This is a genomic window from Bradyrhizobium sp. (genome assembly GCF_049586575.1).
Taxonomy (GTDB): Bacteria; Pseudomonadota; Alphaproteobacteria; order Rhizobiales; family Xanthobacteraceae; genus Bradyrhizobium.
In genome coordinates this window covers 1-7,134 of the sequence record NZ_JBAVCF010000771.1, presented here as the reverse complement: position 1 = coordinate 7,134, position 7,134 = coordinate 1, and the positions used below count along the sequence as shown (strand labels likewise).

General features: G+C 63.7%; 8 protein-coding genes, 1 pseudogene and 1 riboswitch. Of the genes and pseudogenes, 2 read left to right on the top strand and 7 right to left on the bottom strand.

Annotation, left to right across the window (positions count from 1 at the left end; genetic code table 11):
- The 6 genes and pseudogenes from WB528_RS27685 to WB528_RS27660 form a co-directional block, all read right to left on the bottom strand.
- Window positions 1-452 (bottom strand): annotated as a pseudogene (locus WB528_RS27685) (phosphomethylpyrimidine synthase ThiC); the annotation flags it as partial.
- 22 nt (window positions 453-474) lie between these two features.
- Entirely contained in the window at window positions 475-1,083 is a 609-nt protein-coding gene (locus tag WB528_RS27680) for a thiamine phosphate synthase (RefSeq protein WP_423892526.1), read from the bottom strand.
- A complete protein-coding gene (locus tag WB528_RS27675) occupies window positions 1,070-1,852 on the bottom strand; it encodes a thiazole synthase (RefSeq protein ID WP_423892525.1) in 783 nt (260 codons plus the stop codon). The genes WB528_RS27680 and WB528_RS27675 overlap by 14 nt, the downstream gene beginning before the upstream one ends.
- Window positions 1,853-2,027: 175 nt before the next feature.
- Window positions 2,028-2,225: a sulfur carrier protein ThiS gene (gene thiS, locus WB528_RS27670; RefSeq protein ID WP_423892524.1), complete on the bottom strand. Its 198-nt coding sequence runs from the start codon at window positions 2,223-2,225 to the stop codon at window positions 2,028-2,030.
- Complete coding sequence (locus WB528_RS27665; RefSeq protein WP_423892523.1) at window positions 2,216-3,232, bottom strand: FAD-dependent oxidoreductase; 1,017 nt, start codon at window positions 3,230-3,232, stop codon at window positions 2,216-2,218. The genes thiS and WB528_RS27665 overlap by 10 nt, the downstream gene beginning before the upstream one ends.
- Window positions 3,220-3,376, bottom strand: a riboswitch (TPP riboswitch). Its footprint overlaps the gene before it by 13 nt.
- A gap of 114 nt (window positions 3,377-3,490) precedes the next feature.
- Window positions 3,491-3,937 carry a transglycosylase SLT domain-containing protein gene (locus tag WB528_RS27660; RefSeq protein ID WP_423892522.1) on the bottom strand — a complete coding sequence of 149 codons (447 nt, stop codon included), beginning with the start codon at window positions 3,935-3,937 and terminating at the stop codon, window positions 3,491-3,493.
- A gap of 190 nt (window positions 3,938-4,127) precedes the next feature.
- Between WB528_RS27660 and WB528_RS27655 the strand changes: the two genes are divergently transcribed.
- Together WB528_RS27655 and WB528_RS27650 are read left to right on the top strand one after the other, a co-directional pair.
- A complete protein-coding gene (locus WB528_RS27655) occupies window positions 4,128-5,615 on the top strand; it encodes a hypothetical protein (protein WP_423892521.1) in 1,488 nt (495 codons plus the stop codon).
- A gap of 201 nt (window positions 5,616-5,816) precedes the next feature.
- Complete coding sequence (locus WB528_RS27650; protein ID WP_423892520.1) at window positions 5,817-6,017, top strand: hypothetical protein; 201 nt, start codon at window positions 5,817-5,819, stop codon at window positions 6,015-6,017.
- A gap of 43 nt (window positions 6,018-6,060) precedes the next feature.
- Here WB528_RS27650 and WB528_RS27645 read toward each other — a convergent pair.
- Window positions 6,061-7,134, bottom strand: a 1,074-nt coding sequence (locus WB528_RS27645; RefSeq protein ID WP_423892519.1) for an ATP-binding protein, incomplete at its 5' end; no start/stop codon positions are given.

The window sequence follows — 7,134 nt, the reverse complement described above, 5'->3', positions numbered from 1 at the left end:
TCGCGCTCGGCGACATAGATCATCTCCTTGGTGATGATGCCGGCGCGGGCGAATTCGAGCTGCGTGATCTTGTGGCCGTCGAGCCCGCGCAGCGGCTGATGGTGTGCGGTGAAGGCTTTAGCCGCATGCGAGGCGCCGACATTGCCGTTGTCTTCCGGCTTGACCTGCCGCCCCTGATATTGCTCGACGCCGCCGCGTTCCCTGACCCACGCAGTGCGATTTCGGGGCAGGCCAGCATTGACGTCGATCGTGACGTTGGGGTCGGTGTAGGGGCCGGAAGTGTCATACACGGGAAGGTTCGGTTCGCCCGCGCCTTCGCTCAGGATGATCTCGCGCAAGGGCACGCGCAGATCGCTCGCCGCGTCCGGCGTGGCAAAGATCTTGCGCGAGGAGGGCAGCGGGCCCGTGGTCACGGCGGGAAGGGTCGTGTCGGGATTGGAGCGAATGTTCATGGTGTCCTCCTTGTAATCCTGTTCAGGCAGCTTTGGCGCTTTCGCCAAGCCATTGTTTGACCCGCTTATCCGGGTCGGCGTTCTGGGTGATGTCGGAAACCACCGCGATCGAGTCGGCGCCGGCGGCGAAAATCTCGGATGCGCGTTCGAGCTTGATGCCGCCGATCGCAACCAGCGGAATCTCACCGACGCGCTTCTTCCATTCGGCGATTTTTGGAATGCCCTGCGGCGCGAAGCGCATCGACTTTAGCGTCGTCGGAAAAATCGGGCCGAGCGCGACATAATCGGGTTTTGCGCGCAGCGCCGTATCGAGTTCTGTATCGTCGTGGGTGGAGATGCCGAGCGTGAGCCCTGCGGCGCGGATCGCCGCGACATCGGCTTCAGCGAGGTCTTCCTGGCCGAGATGCAGATGCTTGGCGCCCGCTTCGATCGCGGCGCGCCAATAGTCGTTGACCACGAGCCTGGCCGCGGTGCCTCTGATGACTTCGAGCGCATCCTTTATCGTCTGCAACGCGTCAGCCTCGTTCAAATTCTTGGCGCGCAGCTGGATCGTGCCGACGCCAAGCAGCGCGAGCCGCGCGACCCAGGCGACGCTGTCCACCACAGGATAAAAGCGATCAGGATACGGCATGCCAGAACGGGGTCCCAACGACAGGGGTTGAAGGGGAGGCGAAGTCGCGTGCTTCCATCAGGCCGGCTTCAAAGGCGGTGCGGCCGGCCTCGACGCCTTGGCGAAACGCTTTCGCCATCGCCACGGGATCGGCGGCCTTGGCAATGGCGGTGTTGAGCAGCACGGCGTCATAGCCGAGTTCGAGCGCGCGCGCGGCGTGGCTCGGCGCGCCCAAGCCGGCATCGACCACAAGCGTGACGTCAGGCAGGCGGTCACGGAGCAACTTCAACGCATCGGGATTGATGACGCCCTTGGCGCTGCCGATCGGCGCGGCCCAGGGCATCACGACCTTGCAGCCGGCATCGACCAGCCGCATCGCCACCGACAGATCCTCGGTGCAATAGGGAAACACCTCGAAGCCGTCCTTGATCAGGATATCGGCGGCTTCGACCAGTCCGACCACGTCGGGCTGTAGCGTGTCGTTGTCGGCGATGACTTCGAGCTTGATCCAGGACGTCCCGAACAATTCGCGCGCCAGTTTGGCCGTAGTCACCGCTTCGCGCACGCTGCGGCAGCCAGCGGTGTTCGGCAGCACCGTGACGCCGAGTTCGCGGATCAATTTCCAGAATGCGTCGCCGGTCTTGCCGCCCGCGGCCTCGCGCCGCAGCGACACCGTGACGATCTCGGCAGCCGAGGCGCGGATCGCGCCTTGCATGATCGCGGGCGAGGGATACAGCGCCGTGCCGATCAGGAGGCGAGAGGTGAATTCGCGGTCGTAGAATTTCAGCATCGGTTTTTATCCCCGTCGTCCCGGCCAAGCGAAGCGCGAGCCGGGACCCATACACCGTGCCGCTTCATTTTGGCACGCTGGTAAAGACCTTTCGATCCACGAACGCCGGTGGTTATGGAACCCTGCTTTCGCAGGGACGATGTAAGGGGAGAGCTTGCGAACGTCATAGCCATCCTCAGCCTCCCTGTCGTGGCGTGATGATCTCGATCTCGTCGCCGGCCTTGAGCGTCGTCGCCGCCCAACGGCTTTTCGGCAGCACGTCGTAATTCAACGCAATCGCAAAATGTGTGCCCTCAAAGTCGAGCTCGCCAAGCAGTGCATCGAGCCTGGTGGCGGCGATCTCGCGCTCCTCTCCATTGATGATCACGCGCACTGCATCACCTCGTTGTCGATGGTGCCGCGTTCGACATAGCCGAGCGTTAGTTCGGCGAGCGCCGGCGCAAGCAAAAAGCCGTGGCGATAAAGCCCGTTCACTGCGATCTTGTCGTTATTGACCGCAATGCGCGGCAGGTTGTCAGGGTACGCCGGCCGCAGGCCCGAGCCGAATTCGAGAATGCGCGCTTCGCCAAAGGCGGGATGCACGGCATAGGCCGCGCCCAACAACTCCAGCGCCGAGCGGACGCTGACGCCCTTGTTTTCGGTCTCGATCGAGGTCGCTCCCAGCATGAAGCGGCCATCGCCGCGCGGGATCACGTAAAGTGGAAAGCGCGGATGGATCAGCCGCACCGGACGCTTCAGCTCGACCTCGTCGGTTTCGATCAGGATGAGTTCGCCCTTGACGCCGCGAAGCTCGCTTTGCGTGTCGCGCGCCGCAAGCCCGCGGCAATCGATCACGGTGCCCGTGACGTCGCCGGGTTCAACGTCGCTGTTGAATTCGATCGTGCCGCCGCAGCCGCGAATGCGCGCATGCAGTTCGGGCAGTATTTTGCGCGGCTCGACATGGCCTTCATCGGCGTAGAACAGCCCCTCGCGGAAACGCCCCTCCAGCGAAGGTTCGATTCCGGCGATGGCCGGCGCATCGAGCCTTTGGTAGCCGGTCGTGAGCCGCGCAAAGCGTTCGAAGTCGGCGCGGTCGCGCGGATGCGCCACTACCAGCGAGCCGTTGAAGGAAGTTTGCGGAAAATAGTCGCGCCAGAGTTTGAGGGAACGCAGCCCCAGGCGAACGATCACGGGCTCGGTGGATTCGGCCTCGCAATAGGGCGAGAGCATGCCGCCGGCCCAATGGCTGGTGGATTGCGTCATCGCGGCGTCGCTGCGCTCGTGCAGCGTCACGCGGTGGCCGGCCTGGGCGAACAACAACGCCTGCCAGGCGCCAGCGACGCCCGCGCCGATGACGGAAATCGGAGATTGCCCCCGCGGATTCGTGGAACTCTGCTGCATCCCTGTCCCTTCGCCGGAATGACCCGGATCAGGTTCAAAGGGTCACCGCGGTCTCCAGGCCTTAGGACGTGATCCTTCGGATCAGTCCGGGGACCAGAGGATGCGGTCTCTCAGCTCCTCGTCGGAGCTCCCCTCGGAACAGTCCTAATGTAGTCCCCTCAGGCCGGGTGTCAACGTGCATGCCCCTGATGATCTGCATGTGTGCCCGGACGCAGCGCAGCGCTTTTCGCAAACTCGAATCGGGATGCGTGAGGGAACCTACTCGCCAGAGGCTTGGGGTTCGCGATGCCGGATATGCTCTGATCGTTCCCGTTTGGCGGCATAGTAATAGCCGCCGGCATAGTAATGAACCGCTCTATTTTGATCGCCGTTCGCGGCGCGATAGGCCCCGGCGAGATATTTCACCGCGTAGGTCAGGTTGGTTTCAGGGTCGCGCAGCCCTTCGGCGCTCCCGGTGTAGCCAAGGCCGCGCGCGGTCGCGAGTTTGATCTGCATCATTCCAACGGCTCCGCCGCGTCCGATCAGACCGGGGCGATAGCGGCTCTCACGCACGATCACCCGATGTACCAGCTCGACCGGCACGCCGTTGGCCTGCGCGTGCCTTGCGACCATCTCCTCATACTGGCTGCGCTGGGCGTGGGCGCCGGCCGGGAGTAGCAGGGTGACCGCCATGGCAAGCGATGCGAGGGTTAACAGACGCTTCATGAGAAGGCCTCCTAGCGGTAGCGTGAGGCTTAAGCCGCGGCCAGATGCGAAAAAAGCCTCGCGATTATGTGCGTCGATATGGCGAAAAGCCGGCTTTGTTCCGGGCACCTGGCTCGATACCACGCCGACGGTTTACCGGGAATTATGCCCTGATGTGCTTCGATTGGGCCGATATTTCAGGAATTCCGCCATGACCTTGGTCACCGCCGGCACCATGCGAGAGACGCGCGCCCTGCGCGGCTCGCTGCCGCTGTGGGTCGGCGTCGTGAGCTATGCGGTGCTGATCTTCGCCGGCAATCGCCTGCTCAACGATCCCGATACGCAGTGGCAGATCACGGTCGGACAATGGATTCTCGACCATCACGCGGTGCCTCACACCGACGTCTATTCCTTCACCATGCGCGGCGCGCCGTGGATTTCGACGCAATGGCTGGCGCAGGTTCTCTACGCGCAAATCTATGCCTGGTTCGGCTGGGCCGGGCCGGTGGTGCTGGCGGCTGCCGCCAGTAGCGCGACCTTCGCGCTGCTGGCGCGGTATCTGGTCCGAAATCTGAACGAAAGCGCCGCGCTGGTTTTTGTCGCGGTGGCGCTGGCGCTGACTGCGCCGCATCTTCTGGCGCGGCCGCATGTGCTGGCGTTACCCATCATGGTCGCCTGGATCGGCGAATTGATCGCGGCGGCCGACCGGCGCGGGGCGCCGTCATTCTGGCTGCTGCCGCTGATGGCGCTGTGGGCCAACGTCCATGGCGGCTTTGTCTTCGGTCTCATGATGATTGCGCCGATCGCGCTCGATGCCGTGGTCCAGGCGGACGCCAACAGCAGGATGGCGCTCGCGGCGCGCTGGGGGGTCTTTGCCGCGCTCGCGCTCGCCGCGAGTTGCTGCACGCCCTATGGCTGGGACTCGCTGCTGGCGTCGCGCAAGATATTGGCGCTCGGCAACGCGCTGCCGCTGATCACCGAATGGCACGCGGCCGATTTCACTTTCCTGCATCCGTTCGAAATCTGCCTGCTCGGTGGCATCGGGCTTGCGCTCTATCGCGGCATCACATTGCCGCCGCTGCGCATCGTGATCCTGCTCGGGCTCGTTCACATGGCGCTGTCGCAGGGCCGCGCGGCTGAAATTTTCGCCCTGCTGTCGCCGCTGGTTCTCGCCCAGCCGCTGGCGCGCCAGATCGGCGGGGCTGAGGCCGCATCTTCGCTTTCGTTGCGGCCCGTTCGCGGTGCGATGGTGGCTGGCGTTGCGGTGGTGCTCATGGCAGGCACGCTGACCTTTGCCGCGATGCATCGCTTCGCGCCCAATACCGCCAACTCGCCGGTCGAGGCGGTGACCGAGCTGAAGAAGCTCAATGTCGAGCGCGTCTTCAACGACTACGATTTCGGCGGCTATCTGATCGCGAGCGGGGTCCCCCCCTTCATCGACGGCCGCACCGAGCTTTACGGCGAGAAGTTCCTTGTCGACTACAACAGGGCTTCCGGCCTCAGCGAGCCGGACGAACTGTTCCGCCTGCTGGAACAGTATCACATCCAGGCGACGTTGCTGCGCACGCAGAGCGCGGCGGCCAGGCTGCTCGATCACGTCGATGGCTGGCATAAGGTCTATAACGACGATGTCGCAACGATCCACGTTCGGAAAGCGGGTGGGTCGCACGCGGCCGAACCCCCAGTGGAACCCAAATAGAATCCCAAATAGAGTTCAGTTAGCGAAAAATTTGAATCATCGCGGCGTCGCGTCGCGGTGACATCGCCGTTGAATTGCCCTATTACAGTTTCAGAATATCATGCGTCGATGCGCGCGTTCCGACAGTGCTGCTGTCGCAATCGCGTTTTCAGGCGCCAGTTCGGACGTCACGTCAGAAATCAAAAAAACGGGAGATACGCTATGGCCGGAATGCGATTCCGTTCGTTGCCTCGCAAAAATCCCTGCGCCCAATGCGGGAGATCGATTGAGCTGCCGGAATGGGTCGAGACCGAACCCGGCCGCACCTTCTACCTCTGGCGCTGCATGGCCTGCGACTATCGTTTCGAGTCGGTCGCCTATTTCGAACAGGTCGAGGCGGACAACGAAGCCATCGCGGCGTAACCTGTCACGCGACCCACGAACATCGGTTAGCGCAATCCTTGGCTCACTCCGCCGCCTGGCGGGTGATTTGCCGGACCGGCAGCTCGATACGCACGATCAACCCGTGCGGCAGGCGGTCGTGCATCGACAACTTGCCGCCATGCGCCAGCACGACGGCGCGTGCGATCGAAAGCCCAAGTCCGAAGCCTGCGGTCTCGTCCATGTTGCGCGCATCGTCGCCGCGCACGAAGGGCTCCAACATCACTTCCTTGCGGGCATCGGAAATGCCGGGACCGTCGTCCTCGACCTCGATGGTGGCTGCGTCATCTGAGGTTGCCAGCCGAATGGTGACGAGCGCGCCGTATCTGACGGAATTCTGCACGAGGTTGGTGATGCTGCGCGCGAGGTCGTCCGGCCGCACGGTCGCCATCGCATGCTCGGGACCCTCATAGGTCACCTTGTGACCGATATCGGCGAACTGGTCGGCGACGAGCTGCAACGTGGAGGCGATGTCGGTTAGCGTCATGGCCTCGAGCTTGCGGTCGTTACGCAGGAACGACAGCACCGATTCCAGCATCGAGCGCATCTGGTCGAGATCGCCCATCATGCGCAGCCGATGCGCCGCATCCTCGATGAACTCCGCCCGCAATCGCATCCGCGTGATCGGCGTGCGCAGATCGTGGCTGATGGCAGCCAGCATCTTGGTACGGTCGTCGATCAAGGCGGTGATGCGCCCGTGCATCCGGTTGAGCGCTTTCGCCACCGAGCGGATTTCTTCCGGCCCACGCTCGGGCAGGGCCGACGCCGCACCGTTGACGCTGAAATTCTCGGCTGCCTTGGCGAAGGCCGACAGCGGCGCGGTCAGCGCCCGCGCCGCCCACAGGCTGAGCAGGCTGACGCTGACGATCGCAAACAACAGCGTCACCCCCCACGATCCGGTCCAGAACGGACGCGGCCGCTGGTCGCGAAGGACCCGCGCCGAGATCATCGCGCCGTCGGGCAGCGCGATGCCAACCTTGTGAGGGTTTTGTTCATTGGCGAGCGGAAAGATGCGATAGCTGCTGTCGAGCCGCCGATGCAGGCTGCTCCATTCGGGCCCTTCGGGATCGCTCGCTTGTGGAACAGGCCCTGCCGGCAG

Coding starts and splice junctions, on each gene's coding strand:
- WB528_RS27680 (WP_423892526.1), bottom strand. CDS start 1,083: ATGCCGTATCCTGATCGCTTTTATCCTGTGGTGGACAGCGTCGCCTGG.
- WB528_RS27675 (WP_423892525.1), bottom strand. CDS start 1,852: ATGCTGAAATTCTACGACCGCGAATTCACCTCTCGCCTCCTGATCGGC.
- WB528_RS27665 (WP_423892523.1), bottom strand. CDS start 3,232: ATGCAGCAGAGTTCCACGAATCCGCGGGGGCAATCTCCGATTTCCGTC.
- WB528_RS27660 (WP_423892522.1), bottom strand. CDS start 3,937: ATGAAGCGTCTGTTAACCCTCGCATCGCTTGCCATGGCGGTCACCCTG.
- WB528_RS27655 (WP_423892521.1), top strand. CDS start 4,128: ATGACCTTGGTCACCGCCGGCACCATGCGAGAGACGCGCGCCCTGCGC.
- WB528_RS27650 (WP_423892520.1), top strand. CDS start 5,817: ATGGCCGGAATGCGATTCCGTTCGTTGCCTCGCAAAAATCCCTGCGCC.